This is a genomic window from Streptomyces sp. PsTaAH-124 (genome assembly GCF_000373685.1).
Classification (GTDB): domain Bacteria; phylum Actinomycetota; class Actinomycetes; order Streptomycetales; family Streptomycetaceae; genus Streptomyces; species Streptomyces andamanensis.
Genome location: NZ_KB892176.1, coordinates 20,389 through 35,181, shown reverse-complemented (window position 1 = coordinate 35,181; position 14,793 = coordinate 20,389). Strand labels below are relative to the sequence as shown.

Here is a 14,793-nt window from a genome sequence, read left to right as displayed (position 1 = left end):
GGTGTCAGGCGTCGTCGCGGGCGAGGGCGAGCAGCCGGTCCAGGACGCGGGGGCCGCCGGCCCGCACCCCGTCGTGCTCGAACTCGTCGGTGACATAGGTGCGCAGGCCGCGGACGGTGCGGGCGGTGGCCAGGGCGTGCGCGGTGTCGACGTACATGTCGTCGTGGTAGACGGCCGCGGCGACCGGGACCTCGTTGGCGGCGAGCCGGGCCGGGTCGTAGAGGGGCTGCCAGTCGGTGCGGGCGGCGAGCAGGTCCGCGCACTCGCGCAGCGGGCGCAGCGCGGGGTCGCACTCGAACATCCAGGGGTGCACGGACTCGCCGGTGAACAGCAGCGGGCCGTCGTCCGCGAGCGTCTTGGCCGCGTCGAACTGCGGGAACTCGGCGCGCACCCGCTCGGCCGACCAGGCGGTGGGGCGGGCGTCCTGGCCGTAGATCGGCTCGTGCAGCAGGGCGTAGAGCGGGTGGGCCGCGTAGGACAGCAGGCCCTGGACCTCCTCCTGGAAGGCGTCGGAGAGGGCCGGGCCCGCGGGGGTGCGGACGAAGGCGCCTTCGAGGAGGAAGTGCAGCCGGTGGCTGCCGTCCGTGCCGCCGAGCAGGATGCCGAGGGACTGGAACGCCTCCGCGGTCAGCCGGTAGCCGCCGGGCAGGACCACGTCATGGGTGAGCAGGTGCTCGGCGATCTCGCGGGCGCGGGCGACGTCCTGGGGGTAGCGGGCGTAGTGGGCGGCGACCTTGCGTTCGATGCGCGGGTAGGCGGCCCGGTAGACGTCGTCGGCGTGCGCGTCCAGCGAGGGCAGGCCGCCGGTGATCAGGGCGGTGGACAGGCCCTCGGGGCGGGTGGAGAGGTAGTGGACGGTGCAGAAGCCGCCGAAGCTCTGGCCGAGGACGGTCCAGGGCGCGCCGCCGGTGACCTCGGCGCGGATCGCCTCGCAGTCGCGGACGATGGAGTCGGCGCGGAAGTGCGCGAGGTAGTCGGCCTGGGCCTCGGGGCCGCCGCGCAGCGGGAGGGTCTGGCGGTTGGCGGGCGTGGAGTGGCCGGTGCCGCGCTGGTCGAGCAGGAGCACGCGGTACTCCTCCAGGGCCCGGCCGAGCCACGCCTGCTTCCCGATGAAACGGTTCGCCCCGAAGCCGGGACCGCCCTGGAGGTACAGCAGCCACGGCAGGTCCTGGTCCGCCTTGTCCCGGGCGACCGCGGCGCGGGCGTACAGCTCGATCGTCTCCCCCGCCGGATCGTCGTGGTCGAGCGGCACGGTGAAGGAGCGGTCGGTGAGGACGACGCCGGGCTGGCGGTAGCTGAGGGTCAACGGTTCTCCCGGGACGGAGTGGCACGGCCGCGTCCCAGTTGAGCACATCGCGCTCCGCGGTCCGAGACCCGGGATCATGAAAAGGTACTGAACCGCCGGTCAGCGGGTGACCGGCCGCCGCCGGTGTGCGCCGGCGCATCGCCACGCCGTGGACGAGCCGGGGACTCCCGCCGCGCACCCGGCCTGACTAGGCTTCACCCGTCCGATGACCGACAACGAGGAGCCGCGATGCGTGTGGCCCTGTTCTTGACCTGCGTCAATGACACGCTCTATCCGGACACCGGCCGCGCCGTGGTGAAACTGCTGACCAGACTGGGCGTCGAGGTGGACTTCCCGTCGGCTCAGACGTGTTGCGGACAGGCGCACTACAACACCGGGTACCGGCATGAGGCCGAGCCGCTGGCCCGGAAGTTCTCCGATGTCTTCCGGGACTACGAGGCGATCGTCACACCGTCGGGTTCCTGCGGCGCGATGGTGCGGGAGCTGTATCCGCGCATGGGCGAGCGGGCGCGGGCCGAGGGCCGGGGCGACACGCTGGCCCGCACCCTGGCGCCGGTGGTGCCGCGGACGTACGAGCTGACCGAGTTCCTGGTGGACGTGCTGGAGGTGACGGACGTCGGGGCGTACTACCCGCACGAGGTCACCTACCACCCGACGTGCCACGGGCTGCGCTCGCTGGGGCTCGGGGACCGGCCGCTGCGGCTGCTGCGGGCGGTGAAGGGGCTGGAGCTGGTGGCGCTGCCCGGAGCCGAGGAGTGCTGCGGTTTCGGCGGCACCTTCGCGGTGAAGAACGCGGACGTGTCGGCCGCGATGGGCACCGACAAGGTGCGCAACGCCGAGTCGACCGGCGCCGAGGTGCTGTGCGCGGGCGACAACTCCTGCCTGATGCACCTCGGCGGCACGATGTCCCGGCTGCGCTCCCGGATGCGGCCGGTGCACATCGCGGAGATCCTGGCGAGCACCGAGGAGGAACCCGCGGCATGAGCGGCAGCAGTGCGTTCGTCGGGATGCCGGCGTTCCCCGTGGCCGCGCACGAGGCGGTGCGCGACCGGACGCTGCGCGGCAATCTGCGGCACGCCACGCACACCATCCGCGACAAGCGCGCCCGCGCGGTCGCGGAACTGCCGGACTGGGCCGCGCTGCGCGCGGCGGGCCGGCAGATCAAGGACCACACGCTGCGCCACCTGGACCGCTTTCTGGTGCAGTTGGAGGAGGCGGTCACGGCGGCCGGAGGCACCGTCCACTGGGCCGCCGACGCGGCCGAGGCCAACGCGATCGTCGCCCGGCTGGTCAAGGAGACCGGCGAGACGGAGGTCGTCAAGGTCAAGTCGATGGCCACCCAGGAGATCGGTCTGAACGAGGCGCTGGAGGCCGAGGGCATCCGCGCCTACGAGACCGATCTCGCCGAGCTGATCGTGCAGTTGGGCCGGGACCGGCCGTCCCACATCCTCGTCCCCGCCATCCACCGCAACCGCGGCGAGATCCGGGACATCTTCCGCTCCGAGATGGCCTCCTGGGGCCGCCCGGCGCCCGAGGGCCTGACCGACACACCGGCCGAGCTCGCCGAGGCGGCCCGGCTGCACCTGCGGGAGAAGTTCCTGCGCGCCAAGGTCGGTGTCTCCGGCGCCAACTTCATGGTCGCCGAGACCGGCACCCTGGTGGTCGTGGAGTCCGAGGGCAACGGCCGGATGTGCCTGACCCTGCCCGAGACGCTGATCTCGGTCGTCGGCATCGAGAAGCTGGTGCCGACCTGGCAGGACCTGGAGGTCTTCCTCCAGACCCTGCCCCGCTCCTCCACCGCCGAGCGGATGAACCCGTACACCTCCACCTGGACGGGGACCACCGACGGCGACGGGCCGCGGACCTTCCATCTGGTGCTGCTCGACAACGGCCGCACCGACACCCTCGCCGACGAGGTCGGCCGCCAGGCGCTGCGCTGCATCCGCTGCTCGGCCTGCCTGAACGTGTGCCCGGTCTACGAGCGGGCCGGCGGCCACGCGTACGGCTCCGTCTACCCCGGGCCCATCGGGGCGATCCTCAGTCCCCAGCTGCGCGGTACCGGCAGCGCGATCGACGCCTCGCTGCCGTACGCGTCCTCGCTGTGCGGCGCCTGCTACGAGGTGTGCCCGGTCGCCATCGACATCCCCGAGGTGCTGGTGCACCTGCGCGAACGGGTCGTCCAGGGCGGCGAGGCGGTGCGCGGGGGCAACAAGGTGGTGCTGAAGCCCGCGAAGGGGCACGGCGCCGAGCGGGCGGCGATGCGCGCGGCCCGCCTCGCCTTCTCGCACCCCGCGCTGCTGCGCGGCGGGCAGCGGCTCGCCTCGCGCACCCGGCGCCTGCACCCGCGCACCCTGCCCGGACCCGGCCGGGCCTGGACGGGCACCCGGGACCTGCCCGCGCTGCCCGCGGAGCCGTTCCGGGACTGGTGGCAGCGCACGCACGGCGGCCCGGAGGAGGCGAAGTGAGCAGCAGGGAACGGATCCTGGGCCGGGTGCGGCGCGCGCTCGCGGACGTACCGGCCGACGACACCCCCTACGAGCGGGCGGTGGCGCGCCACTACCTGCGCCGCCACGGCGGCCCGGACACCGCCGCGACGGTCGCGCTGCTCGCCGAGAACCTCGCGGACTACCGGGCGCTGGTGCACCGCTGCGAGCGGGCCGGGCTGCCCGCCCTGATCGCCCGGCTGCTCGACGCCCGGGGCGCGGTGAGCGTCCTGGTCCCGCCGGGCCTGGACGAGGGGTGGCTGGCGGAGTGCGGGGCGCGGCGGGTCGCGGACCGGGCGGACAGTACGCCCGGCGAACTGGACCGCGTCGACAGCGTGGTCACCGGCTGCGCCGTCGCCGTCGCCGAGACCGGCACGCTCGTCCTGGACGGCTCGCCCGACCAGGGCCGCCGCCGGATCACGCTCGTGCCCGACCACCACATCTGCGTGGTGCGCGTCCCGGACCAGGTGGTCTCCTCGGTGCCCGAGGCGCTGCCCCGGCTCGATCCGCGCCGCCCGCTGACCTGGATCTCCGGGCCGTCCGCGACCAGTTACATCGAACTGGACCGGGTGGAGGGCGTGCACGGGCCGCGCACCCTGGAGGTGGTGCTGATGAGCGAGGAGGCCGCGACGCCGCTAGCGTGAGGGAATGATCCGGTTCGAACAGGTCACCAAGCGGTACCCGGACGGGACCACGGCCGTGGACGGCCTCAGCTTCGAGGTGTCCGAGGGCGAACTCGTCACCCTCGTGGGCCCGTCCGGCTGCGGCAAGACCACCACCATGATGATGGTCAACCGGCTGATCGAACCGACCTCGGGCCGCATCCTCGTCGGCGGCGAGGACATCGCCGCGCTCGACCCGGTGCGGCTGCGCCGCCGCATCGGCTACGTGATCCAGCAGGTCGGCCTGTTCCCGCACCGCACCGTCCTGGACAACACGGCGACCGTGCCCGCGCTGCTCGGCTGGAGGCGGGCCAGGGCGCGGGCGCGCGCGGCCGAACTGCTCGACCTGGTCGGACTCGACCCGGCGACGTACGGGCCGCGCTATCCGGAGCAGTTGTCGGGCGGGCAGCGGCAGCGGGTCGGGGTGGCACGGGCGCTGGCCGCCGATCCGCCGGTGCTGCTGATGGACGAGCCGTTCGGGGCCGTGGACCCGGTGGTGCGCGAGCAGTTGCAGGACGAGTTCCTGCGGATGCAGGCCGCCGTGCGCAAGACGGTGCTGCTGGTCACCCATGACATCGAGGAGGCGGTGCGGCTCGGGGACCGGATGGCCGTGTACGGGCAGGGGCGCATCGAGCAGTTCGACACGCCCGGCGCGGTGCTGGGCGGCCCGGCGACCGAGTACGTGGCCGCGTTCGTGGGCGCCGACCGCGGTCTGAAGAGGCTGTCGGTGACAGCGGTGGAACCGGGCGACCTGGAGCAGCCGCCCGTGGCCCGGCCCGACGAGTCCGCCGGGCGGGCCGCCGGCCGGCTGCGCGCCCGGGGCGCCCGCTGGGCGGTGGTGCTGGACGCCTCGGGCGATCTGCACGGCTGGGTGGGACTCGACGCGCTGGGCGCGGGCGGCCGGGTCGGTGACCTGGCGCACCGGATGAACGCGTGGGTGCCGGTGGGCGCCCCGCTCAAGCAGGCGTTCGGGGTGATGCTCCAGCACGACGCGGGCTGGGTCGCGGTGCTGGACGGTGCGCGGTTCCTCGGGGTGCTGACCCCGGCGAAGCTGCACGAGGCGCTGCGCCGCTCGGTGGACGCGGACGCGCGCGGGGTGCCGCGCGGACAGGTCGGGTTCGACTCGGTGGCCGACGCCTGACACCGAGGGTCGCGCCCCTGCCGCCACGCATCACTTGAGCAGGCCCTTCTCCTCCAGATAGGCGCGGGCCACGTCCGAGGGCAGTCGGCGCCAGCTGTCGACGCGCTGGTTCAGGGCGGCCAGGTCGGCGGTGGTGAGGACGGCGTTGAGCCGGTCCAGCACGCCGGTCACCCGCGCGCTCCCGGCGCGGGCGCGGTTGACGACGGGGACGATGTAGTCGGCGTTCTGGAGGTGCTTGTCGTCGGCGAGCAGGACCAGACCGAAGGAGTCGAGGGTGGCGTCCGTGGTGGTGGTCAGCACCATCTGGTCGCGGCCGTCGCGCACGGCCTGCTTCGCCTGCGTGGTGCCGACGCCCTTGGGGTCGACGCCGGTGATGTCGATGCCGTACACCTTGCGCAGGCCCGGCGCGCAGTACGGCCGCGACACGCACTCGTCCCCGGCGGCCAGGCGCACCTTCAGGCCCGAGGCGCCGAGGTCGCCGAGGGTCTTCAGCCGGTGCTCACGGGCGTAGGCGCGGGTGACGGCGAAGGCGTTCTGGTCGACGGCCCGGCCGGGGTCGAGGACGGTCAGGCCGCGCGGGACGGCGAGCGCGCGCAGGGCGCGCAGGGTGGCGGTGAGGTCGGGCGAACCGGCCGGGGGCGCGTCCGCGCCGTGCGTCTTGGCGGCCAGCCAGTCGGCGAAGGTCGCCGCGTACTCGGGGACGACGTCGATCTGGCCGGACTCCAGGGCGGGTTCGTACAGTTCGCGGTTGGCGACGGTGATCAGGGACGTCCGGTACCCGGCCCGGTCCAGCAGCAGCGCGTACATCTGTGCGAGCAGGTCGCTCTCGGTGAATCCGGCGGAGCCGATCGTCAGACGGTGGCTGTCGCCGGGCGGGGCGGTGACCTCGCCGCGCTGCTCCAGGGAGGGTCCGGCGGTGCAGGCGGTGAGCGGGCCGAGCACCAGCAGCAGGCGCAGCAGGAACAGAGCCGGTGCCCTCATCGGCGGCCGCTCCTGCCCCGGCCGGGCGCCAGCCGCTCCACCGTCTCGAAGACGGCCTCGACGACGAGCGCGAACGCGGCGACGAGGACGGCGCCCGCGACCACCTGCGGGGTGCTGGCCAGGTTGAATCCGGCCGTGATGATCCGGCCGAGTCCGCCGCCGCCCGCCAGCGCGGCGATGGTGGCGGTGGCGACGAGCTGGACGGCGGCGACGCGCACCCCGTTCAGCACCATCGGCGCCGCGAGGGGCAGTTCGACGCGGAACAGGGTCTGCGCGCCGGTCATCCCCATGCCGCGCGCGGCCCGTACGACGTCGCGGTCGACCTCGCGCATCCCGACGTAGGCGTTGGTGAGCAGCGGCGGCACCGCGAACAGGACGAGCGCCACGACCGTGGGGCCCTCGCCCCACCGGCCGACCGGGGTGAGCAGCAGCAGGACGAGGACGGCGAAGGTGGGCACGGCGCGGCCGATGTTGGAGAGGTTGACGGCGAGGGCGCCGCCCCGGCCGAGGTGGCCGAGGACCAGGGCGACGGGCAGCGCGATCAGGCAGCTGACGGCCAGGCAGACCACGGTGAGCAGCAGGTGCTGGAGGAGGCGGTGCGCGATGCCGTCGTCGCCCGGCCAGTGCGCGGGGTCGGTGAGCCAGCTCCAGGCGTCGGCGAGGGTGCTCATGGCCGCCGGGTCCCGTCCGCCGCGGCGCTCACGCGCGGGCCGCCCGGGTCCAGGGGGTGAGCAGCCGCTGCACGCCCAGCAGGAGCAGGTCGGCGGCGACGGCGATCACCACGCACAGCACGGACGCGGTGAGCACCTGCGCCTTGAAGTAGGTGTTCATGCCCGCGTAGATGAGGTTGCCCAGGCCCCCGAAGCCGACGATCGCGCCCACCGTCACCAGGGACACCGCCGAGACCGTCGCGATGCGCAGTCCGGCCATCGCGGCGGGCAGCGCGAGCGGCAGTTCGACGGCCAGCAGCAGCCGTACGGGGCCGTAGCCCATGCCGCGGGCGGCCTGCCGGGTCTCCTCGGGGACCGCGCGCAGGCCCGCGAGGATGTTGCGGACCAGCAGGGTCAGCGAGTACAGCACGAGACCGGCGACGACGAGGGTGGCCGACAGCCCGTACAGCGGCAGGAGCAGGGAGAACATGGCCAGGGACGGGATGGTGTAGAGGACGGTCGTGAGGGCCAGGACGGGTCCCGCCGTCCAGCGCAGGCGGCGGGCGAGCACGGCCAGCGGGACGGCGACGGCCAGGGCGATCAGCACGGCCAGGGCGGTCAGGCGCAGATGCTGGAGCACCGCGTCGAGCAGGACGCCGCGACGGGTGCTCAGATAGGCGCCGCAGATCCACTCGTTGCGCGCGAGGCAGTCGTCCGGGGGCGCGGTCACCTGTCCATTGCAGCGGTGGCGGGCGGGGTCGGCGCGTTGGGGTGACCCGTTGGAGGTGTCGCCGGGTACACCGGCCGATACGGGTGCTGCACCCCGTGTCGCGGGCCCGTACGCTCCGTAGTTTTTCTTCCGGGGCACAGGGCGTGCCGGACGGAGGGTGATGACGATGACGGGCGTGGGCGCACGGCGTGCGCGGGGGGCGGGGCCGGCCGCCCAGGCGCTGCGGCTGGTCAAGGTGACCAAGACGCACGGCAGCGACGGCGGTGCCGTGCGGGCGCTGGACGGGGTGACGCTGGGCCTGGAGCGCGGCACGTTCACCGCGGTGATGGGTCCCTCGGGTTCGGGCAAGTCGACGCTGCTGCGGTGCGCGGCCGGTCTGGAGCGGCCGGACGCCGGGATCGTGATGGTGGACGGGGAGGAGCTGAGCGGCGGTGACGAGGCGGCGCTGACCAGATTCCGGCGCGAGCGGATCGGGTTCGTCTTCCAGCAGTACAACCTGCTGGAGACGCTGACCGTCGCGCAGAACACGGTGCTGCCGCTGCGGCTGGCCGGGCGGCGCGTGGACCGGCGCCGGGTGCGGGAGGTGCTGGACTCGGTGGGCCTCGGCGACCGTCTCGGCCACCGCCCGGAGCAGTTGTCGGGCGGGCAGCGCCAGCGGGTCGCGATCGCGCGGGCGCTGGTCACCGAGCCGCGGGTGGTCTTCGCCGACGAGCCGACCGGGGCGCTGGACACACGCAGCGCGCGGGACGTGCTGCGGCTGCTGGGGGACGCGGTGCGGGTGCACGGGCGGACCGTGGTGATGGTGACGCACGATCCGGTGGCCGCCTCCTGGGCCGACTCGGTGCTGTTCCTGGCGGACGGACGGCTGGCCGGGACGCTGCACGCGCCGACGGCCGACGCGGTCGCCGAACGCCTCGCCCACCTGGGCGACGATGTGACGGCGGGGGTGTGACGATGCTGTTCCTCGCCCTGCGCTCGGTCCGGCACCGGCCGGGCCGCTTCGCCGCGACGCTGCTGTCCGCGTTCCTCGGCGCGGCGATCGTGATGGCCTTCGCCTCGCTGCGCGACACGGCCGGCGCACCCGGCGTCGACGACGTCAGCGCCGAGACCCTGACCACCTCGGCGAGCGTGGTGGGCGGCTACGGCGCGCTGCTGGTGTTCTTCGCGATCGCCTCCGCGCTGACGGTGAGCGTACGGCAGCGCTCGGGCGAGCTGGAGCTGCTGCGCTGCTCGGGGGCGACCCCGGCGCAGCTGCGGCGGATGGTGGTGGGCGAGTCGGTGGCGGTGGCCGTGCTCGCGGTGGTGCTGGCCGTCGGCCCGGCGGTGCTGGGCGGGCGGGTACTGCTCGGCGTCTTCCACGACAGCGGTCAGGTGGCCCGCTCGGTCGGCTACTCCTTCGGTCCGCTCGCGCTGGCCTCGGGCGCCGGGATCACGCTGGCCGCGGCGGTCGGAGCGGCCTTCCTCGCGGTGCGGCGGGCGACCCGGCCGCGCGAGCGGCGGGGCCGGGGCCGGGGCCGTACGGTCCTCGCCTGCGGGGCGCTCGGGCTCGGCGCGGCCTCGGTGCTGTCGACGTTCGCCTTCTCGGCGACCGACCCGGCGCTGATGGCGGCACCCGCCTACGGCGCGATCCTGCTGTCGGTGGGCTGCGCCCTGCTGGCGCCGCGGCTGCTGACGGCGCTGCTGGAGCGGCTGCCCGCGGGCGGGGCGAGCGGCTGGCTCGCGGTGCGCAATCTGCGGCAGCGGGTGGACGAGCTGGCCGGGACGCTGATGTCGCTGACCCTGTTCACGGGCATGGCCACGGCGACGCTGTCGATGCAGGCCGTGGAGAGCGCTGAGGTCCGGGCCTCCGGTCTGGTCAGGCCGGCCGACGCGAAGAACCTTCAGACGCTGAACCTGACGGTGGTGGGGATCGTCGTGGTCTTCGTCTGCGTGATGCTCGTCAACTCCCTGTACGCGGCGACCGCGTACCGCCGCCGGGAGTTCGGGCAGCAGCGGCTGGCGGGGGCGACGCCGGGCCAGGTGCTGCGGACGGTCTTCGTGGAGGGTCTGGTCGTCACGGTGGCCGGGGTGCTGTGCGGCACGGTGACCGCGCTGGCCGGGACGGTCCCCTTCACCCTCGTCCGCGCGGACGTCCTCTGGCCGCACCAGGTGCTCGGCGTCTGGCAGGCGGTGGCCGCGGTCGCGGCGGCGGTGGTGCTCGGCACCTGCCTGCTGACCGCCCGCCGGATGCTGCGCACCCCGGCGGTGGACGCGGTCGCGGCGCCGGTGTGACCGCGCCCCGGGCGTGGGGAGGGGCGGAACGGGCGCGCGGAGGGGTGGAACGGGCGCGCGGGCAGGGGCCGGGCCCGTGGCCGGGGGCCACCGGCAGGGCTCACACGCCGGACGGGTCGGCCGGGGTGTCGCTGATGCCGCGGTCCGCCCGCGCGCTCTCGCGGGGGTGGACGGCCGTCTCGGCAGCCGCGTCGGTGAGGGCGTTCAGGGCGGGCAGCAGGGCGGCCCGCTGCGGGGCGGACAGGCGCTGGACCACCCTGCGGATCTCGGCGTGGCGCCGGGTGAGCACACGGGAGACCAGTTCGTGGCCGCCGGTGGTCAGGCTGAGCACGACCTCGCGCCGGTTGGCGGGGTTGGTCCTGCGGTCGACGAGGCCGAGCGCCTCCAGCCGTTCCACCATGCGCAGCGCGGTGGACGGGTTGACGCCGAGGGTCGCGGCGAGCACGACGAGTTTGACCGGCCCGCAGGTGTCCAGCACCACCAGGGCCCGCAGTTGCGGCAGCGTCAGCGAGTCGGCGGTGGAGGCCAGCGCGCGGGCGGAGATCGCCACGAAGAGCCGGGAGGCGGCCATCAGGGCGATGCTCAGCTCCTCGGCCTCCCGGTCGAGCGCGGCCTGCCCGTGCCGGGTGGCCGAGCGGCCCCGGCCCCGGTCGGTCTCGCGCTGTGCCATGTGTCCCCCTTCCGCCGCTCCGCCCGGACGGGCGGAGACGATCAGGCGCGGAGCATCATCGCAGAGGACGGCGGCGCCCGGCGCGGACCGCGCGGACAGGAAGGCGCCGTCGCACGCCGTCCCGCACCGCCCGCGCACCGCGGTCCGCCGGTGGGGGAAGTCGCCCGCGGCCGTCTCACCCGGCCGGTTCCGCGGCCGGGGCGCCCTGTCCGGTGTCGAGCTGGTGTCCGAGTTCGCGGCGCAGTTCGGCCGGAAGCCGTCCCGACACCGCCCATTCGACGACGAGTTCGGCGACGTGCTGCTCCTTGATGCGGGTGTGCGCGGCCATCGCGCGCAGCACCGCGCGGGCCCGTTCCCGGGTCACCCCGCCGACGATGGCCACGATGTCGGTCGCCTCGTCGAGGCGGGCCTGCGCACGGTCGGTCACGGTCATCTCGGTTCTCCTCACGCGGCGTTGGGGCGGCCGCGCCGGTGCGGCGCGACCCGAGCGGTGACGGCCCCCGCGGCACTCAGGGCGACCGCGGCGGCGACGAGAGCGGGGTGGCGGGCGACCCTCCGGGCGGCGGCCCCGGGCTGGTGGATCGGCGGCACCGCCGGGGGTGCCGGGACAGCACCCGGCAGAACCGCGAGGTGTCGGCCGCCCGCATCCGCGCCGTGGTCGCGCGCACCCTGCTGCCGCAGTGCAGGAGTCCGGTGCGCAACGAGCAGGTGAAGCCGTCGGATGACGTGCTTGGCACCGCGGTATGTCGGCGGGGGCGCGGGTCGGCGGCGGGCAGGGCGCCGCGCGGCGGGAGCAGCGGCGGGAGCAGCGGCGGGAGCAGCGGCGGGAGCAGCGGCGGGAGCAGCGGCGGCGCGGCGTCGAAGCGGACCCCGGTGTCCCGGACGCGCGCAGCGCCGCCGCGAGGGTGGCCGCGTCTCCCTCGGGGGTGTCCGGGGCGGCGTGTGTTCGGCAGCGACTCATCGGGGGCGACCGCCTTCCTGGACCGTGCGGGGCTCGGCGTCCGGGCGGTGCGCGCCGGGCCGCCCAGGGTCCGGCGCCGGTCTCCGCCCGGGTGGCGGCCGTGTGCCGCCGCCGCTCCCCCGGTTCCTCGCCCTTGCAGTGTGCGAGGGCGCCGTGTCCGCCGCCCGTGGCGCACCCCCGGCCGCGGGCCGCCGCCCGGCCCGCGGCCGGGGACGGGGACGCGCCGGGGGGCGTGCCGGTGCCGGTCGCGGGCGGGCGCGGGGGGGGCGCCCGCGGGGCGAGCCGGAGGCGCGGCACGCCCGGGGGTGTTGAGCCGATCGGGTGAGCGGCGGCGGGCGCGGCGGCGCGTACGGGGTGGTCAGGCGGGGCCGGTCGGGTGGAGGGCGGCCATGTCGACGGTGTGGTCGGCTGCTGTCCGGACGACGGGGTCGTGCGTGGCGACCACGGTGACGCAGCCGTACCGGGCCGTCGCTTCGGCGATCAGCGCGGCGAGGGCGGCGGCGCGCTCCCGGTCGACGGCGGCGGTGGGCTCGTCGACCAGGAGCAGTTCGGGTTCGAGCAGCAGGGCACGGGCGAGCGCGATGCGCTGTCGCTCGCCGCCGGAGAGCTGGTCGGCGCGGTGGCGCAGGCGGTGGGCGAGGCCGACCTCGGCGAGCAGTTCCGCGGCGCGGGCGCGTACGGTGCGCGGGGCGCGGCCGGTGACGGAGGCGGCGGCGAGGAGCTGTTCGAGGGCGGTGAGGCCGCTGAGCAGGTTGCCGCTCTGGAAGACGTAGCCGACGCGCTCGCGGCGCAGGCGCGCCTGTCCGGCCGGGGTCAGCCGGGCGAGGTCGGTGCCGCCCAGCAGGACCTGGCCGGAGTCGGGCCGCAGCAGCGCGCCCGCGACGGCGAGCAGGGTGGACTTGCCCGAGCCGGACGGTCCGACCAGGGCGGTCAGCGCGGCGGGCGCGAAGGCGGCGCTGAGGTCGCGCAGCGCGGTGGTACGGGAGTCGCCGCGGCCCAGGGTCACGGTGACGTTCCTCAGTTCCAGGCTCATCGGCCGGCTCCCAGCAGGGTCATCGGGTCCACGGTGGTCACTTTGCGCAGGGTGACGGCAACGCCGGCGAGCCCGACCAGCACGACGGTGGCCATGGTCAGGGCGAGGCCGGCGGCGGGCAGGCTGAACGGCACCTCGGAGCCCACGAGCAGTCCGACGCCCGCGGCGAGCGCGGCACCGGCCGCGGTCCCGGCGACGACGACCAGCGCGGCCTGCGCCAGGGTGTGCGCCAGCAGCCGGGGCCGGGAGGCGCCCAGCGCGCGCAGCAGGGCCAGTTCGGGCAGCCGCTGCACGGTCCACACCGCGAAGAAGGCGCCGACGACGAGCGGGGCGATGGCGTACAGGAAGACCTGGATGGAGGTCATGGTCACGCGTTCGCCGGTGTAGCCGGGCGCGGCGGCGTAGGCGCCGGTGATGGTCAGGGTGCGGGTGCCCAGTGCCGCGTCCCCGGCGGCGAGGTCCGCTCCGGGCCCGGCCCGCAGGGCGACGGCGCTGTACTGCCGGGGCGGGCGCGCGGTGGCGGGGCCCGTTCCCGGGGCGGCGAAGCGGATCCGCTGCCAGGTGGCGACGGGCAGGTAGGCGACGGCCACATGGCCGTAGGAGGCGCGGCCGGTGGTCCCCCGGACCTTCAGGGTGATGCCGAGGCGGTCCACGGTGAGCGTGTCGCCGACGCGTACGCCGTCCTTCACCAGGCGCTGCGAGACGACGATGCCGGCCGGTTCGGCGTCCGACAGCGGGGCGCCCGGTGGTGCTGCCGGGGTCGAGGAAGGAGCGGGGTTCCACGCCGAACGCGGCGAAGTCCACCTCCGCCTTCCGGTCGGTGGTGCCGCGCGCGATGGAGACGCCGAGACCGGTGGCCTCGACGCCCCGGCGGGCGCGCCAGCCGTCCAGTTCCGGCGCGCCGACCAGGCTGCGGGCGAACTGGTCGGAGTCGGCGCCGCGCGCGAAGGCGAGGTGGGTGGCGGGCAGGGCGCGCAGCGCGGAGACGGTGTCGTCGCCGAGTCCGGTGGTGAATCCGCCGACGATGCCGACGAGCGCGGCGACGAGGACCACCACGCTCCCCATGAGGAGGAAGCGGCCGCGGGCCGCCTTCAGTTCGAGCAGGGCCAGGTACACGGGAGGTGCCTTCCAGCGTTCTTCTGTCTTAGGGACACGGTGTCCCCAAGATAGAAGATGGGGACATGGCGTCCCTAAGTGGGGGGGGTGGGCCCGTGGGGGCGGGCGAGCGGGGAGGGCGAGTGGGGGTGCGGATGGGGGGCGGCCGGGTGCGGGCTCCTACACTGGCGTCCGTGCCCAAGATCCGTGCCGCCTCCGTCGCCGACCACCGGGCCCAGCAGCGCTCGGCCCTGGTCGCCGCCGCGCGCGAACTGCTCCAGGAGGGCGACGCGGCCGCCGTGACGTTCGCGGCGGTGGCCGCGCGCACGGGCCTGGCCCGCAACAGCGTCTACAAGTACTTCGCCGACCGCCGCGAGCTGCTGGCCGCGGTGGTGCGCGAGACGGCGCCCCGCTGGACGGCGCGGATCCGGGCGGAGATGGCGCACGCGCGCACGCCCGAGGAACAGGTGGCGGCCTATGTGCGGGCGCAGCTGACGCTGGTACGGGACGGCGAGCACCGGATCGCCCAGGCCCTGGCCGCCGACCGGGACGCCACGGTGCTCCGGGAGGGCGCCGCCGAGGCGCACGCGGAGATCCTCCAGCCGCTGGTCGCCGCGCTCACCGCGCTCGGCGACGACGCCCCGCGCGTCACCGCGCGCCTGTTGCAGGGGTTCGTCAACGCGGCGACCACGGCCGTCGAGGCGGGCGACGACTTCGAGGCGGTCACCGAACGGGCGGTGCGCCTGGCCACGGCCGCGGTGGGGTCGCTGTCCGGCGGGTGACCGGCGGCCGGTTCAGGGGGCAGGGGTT

16 protein-coding genes are annotated in these 14,793 nt (G+C 75.4%); 8 read left to right on the top strand and 8 right to left on the bottom strand.

Annotated elements, in window-relative coordinates; all coding sequences use genetic code 11:
* Window positions 1-4: 4 nt before the first annotated feature.
* Window positions 5-1,306, bottom strand: a complete 1,302-nt coding sequence (locus B086_RS0121540; RefSeq protein WP_018568499.1) for an alpha/beta fold hydrolase — start codon at window positions 1,304-1,306, stop codon at window positions 5-7.
* Window positions 1,307-1,534: 228 nt separating this feature from the next.
* Here B086_RS0121540 and B086_RS0121535 point away from each other — a divergent pair, with 228 nt between their 5' ends.
* Genes B086_RS0121535 through B086_RS0121520 form a run of 4 tightly spaced genes read left to right on the top strand, consistent with a single transcriptional unit; the run spans window position 1,535 to window position 5,592 of the window.
* Window positions 1,535-2,290: a (Fe-S)-binding protein gene (locus B086_RS0121535; protein ID WP_018568498.1), complete on the top strand. Its 756-nt coding sequence runs from the start codon at window positions 1,535-1,537 to the stop codon at window positions 2,288-2,290.
* The gene (locus B086_RS0121530) at window positions 2,287-3,771 is read left to right on the top strand and encodes a lactate utilization protein B (protein ID WP_018568497.1); all 1,485 of its coding nucleotides are present in this window, start codon (window positions 2,287-2,289) and stop codon (window positions 3,769-3,771) included. Before B086_RS0121535 ends, B086_RS0121530 begins: the two co-directional genes overlap by 4 nt.
* On the top strand, window positions 3,768-4,433 hold the full coding sequence (locus B086_RS0121525; protein WP_018568496.1) for a LutC/YkgG family protein: 666 nt from the start codon (window positions 3,768-3,770) through the stop codon (window positions 4,431-4,433). Before B086_RS0121530 ends, B086_RS0121525 begins: the two co-directional genes overlap by 4 nt.
* Before the next feature lie 4 nt (window positions 4,434-4,437).
* Complete coding sequence (locus B086_RS0121520; RefSeq protein ID WP_018568495.1) at window positions 4,438-5,592, top strand: betaine/proline/choline family ABC transporter ATP-binding protein; 1,155 nt, start codon at window positions 4,438-4,440, stop codon at window positions 5,590-5,592.
* A 30-nt stretch (window positions 5,593-5,622) separates the two neighbouring features.
* Here B086_RS0121520 and B086_RS0121515 read toward each other — a convergent pair whose 3' ends face one another.
* From B086_RS0121515 to B086_RS0121505, 3 genes are read right to left on the bottom strand one after another with little or no spacing between them, the layout of a single operon-like run.
* Window positions 5,623-6,573 carry an ABC transporter substrate-binding protein gene (locus B086_RS0121515; RefSeq protein ID WP_018568494.1) on the bottom strand — a complete coding sequence of 317 codons (951 nt, stop codon included), beginning with the start codon at window positions 6,571-6,573 and terminating at the stop codon, window positions 5,623-5,625.
* Window positions 6,570-7,244: an ABC transporter permease gene (locus B086_RS0121510; protein WP_018568493.1), complete on the bottom strand. Its 675-nt coding sequence runs from the start codon at window positions 7,242-7,244 to the stop codon at window positions 6,570-6,572. The genes B086_RS0121515 and B086_RS0121510 overlap by 4 nt, the downstream gene beginning before the upstream one ends.
* Window positions 7,245-7,272: 28 nt before the next feature.
* Window positions 7,273-7,953 (bottom strand): ABC transporter permease, encoded by a 681-nt coding sequence (locus tag B086_RS0121505; RefSeq protein ID WP_018568492.1) that lies wholly within the window; start codon window positions 7,951-7,953, stop codon window positions 7,273-7,275.
* Window positions 7,954-8,113: 160 nt separating this feature from the next.
* On the opposite strand from B086_RS0121505, the gene B086_RS0121500 reads away from it, so the two are divergent.
* Together B086_RS0121500 and B086_RS0121495 are read left to right on the top strand one after the other, a co-directional pair.
* The gene (locus tag B086_RS0121500) at window positions 8,114-8,905 is read left to right on the top strand and encodes an ABC transporter ATP-binding protein (RefSeq protein WP_018568491.1); all 792 of its coding nucleotides are present in this window, start codon (window positions 8,114-8,116) and stop codon (window positions 8,903-8,905) included.
* Window positions 8,906-8,907: 2 nt separating this feature from the next.
* Complete coding sequence (locus B086_RS0121495) at window positions 8,908-10,224, top strand: FtsX-like permease family protein (protein ID WP_026252637.1); 1,317 nt, start codon at window positions 8,908-8,910, stop codon at window positions 10,222-10,224.
* Window positions 10,225-10,324: 100 nt separating this feature from the next.
* On the opposite strand, the gene B086_RS0121490 is transcribed toward B086_RS0121495, so the two are convergent.
* The 4 genes from B086_RS0121490 to B086_RS45545 form a co-directional block, all read right to left on the bottom strand.
* A complete protein-coding gene (locus tag B086_RS0121490; RefSeq protein ID WP_018568489.1) occupies window positions 10,325-10,894 on the bottom strand; it encodes a MarR family winged helix-turn-helix transcriptional regulator in 570 nt (189 codons plus the stop codon).
* 175 nt (window positions 10,895-11,069) lie between these two features.
* Window positions 11,070-11,327: a hypothetical protein gene (locus B086_RS40495; RefSeq protein ID WP_018568488.1), complete on the bottom strand. Its 258-nt coding sequence runs from the start codon at window positions 11,325-11,327 to the stop codon at window positions 11,070-11,072.
* A gap of 886 nt (window positions 11,328-12,213) precedes the next feature.
* A complete protein-coding gene (locus tag B086_RS0121480; protein ID WP_018568487.1) occupies window positions 12,214-12,888 on the bottom strand; it encodes an ABC transporter ATP-binding protein in 675 nt (224 codons plus the stop codon).
* Entirely contained in the window at window positions 12,885-13,577 is a 693-nt protein-coding gene (locus B086_RS45545; RefSeq protein WP_018568486.1) for an FtsX-like permease family protein, read from the bottom strand. Before B086_RS45545 ends, B086_RS0121480 begins: the two co-directional genes overlap by 4 nt.
* On the opposite strand from B086_RS45545, the gene B086_RS45540 reads away from it, so the two are divergent.
* Window positions 13,543-14,058: a hypothetical protein gene (locus B086_RS45540; RefSeq protein ID WP_234029342.1), complete on the top strand. Its 516-nt coding sequence runs from the start codon at window positions 13,543-13,545 to the stop codon at window positions 14,056-14,058. The two genes, B086_RS45545 and B086_RS45540, sit on opposite strands and share 35 nt — an antisense overlap.
* A gap of 119 nt (window positions 14,059-14,177) precedes the next feature.
* Entirely contained in the window at window positions 14,178-14,765 is a 588-nt protein-coding gene (locus B086_RS0121470) for a TetR/AcrR family transcriptional regulator (RefSeq protein WP_018568485.1), read from the top strand.
* Window positions 14,766-14,793: the final 28 nt, after the last annotated feature.